Origin of the sequence: Methylobacterium sp. CCH7-A2 (assembly GCF_001557075.1) — a bacterium.
Lineage (GTDB): Bacteria > Pseudomonadota > Alphaproteobacteria > Rhizobiales > Beijerinckiaceae > Allobosea > Allobosea massiliensis.
In genome coordinates this window covers 1-447 of sequence record NZ_LSKN01000011.1, presented here as the reverse complement: position 1 = coordinate 447, position 447 = coordinate 1, and the positions used below count along the sequence as shown (strand labels likewise).

Annotated in this window: 1 protein-coding gene; it reads right to left on the bottom strand. The window is 68.7% G+C overall.

Annotated elements, in window-relative coordinates:
• The coding region (locus AX750_RS00665) for a transposase (RefSeq protein ID WP_197432778.1) at positions 1–447 on the bottom strand (447 nt) is incomplete at both ends.

The following is a 447-nucleotide window of genomic DNA, read 5'->3' as shown; positions in this document are numbered from 1 at the left end:
CGAGCAGGATCGCGCCGACCAGTCGGGTGATGGCGGCCTCGGTGGGAAAGATGCCGACGACCTCGGTGCGGCGCTTGATCTCGCCGTTGAGGCGCTCCAGCGGGTTCGTGGAATGCAGCTTGGCGCGGTGCTGCGTCGGGAAGGTCATGTAGGCCAGCACGTCGGTCTCGGCTGTGTCCATCAGGGCGGCGAGCTTGGGGACCGTCGGCCGGAGTTGATCGGCGACCCTGCGCCATTGCTGGCTGGCGGCGGCCGCATCGTCCTGTGCGAAGGCGGTGGCGATGAAAGCCGAGACGACGCGGCGTCCTGAGCGGCCGGCATGGGCGAGCGCGTTTCTCATGAAGTGAACCCGGCACCGCTGCCAGGTTGCGGTCAGCACCTTCGAGACGGCCGCCTTGATGCCCTCATGGCTGTCGGAGACGACGAGCTTCACCCCGCGCAGGCCGC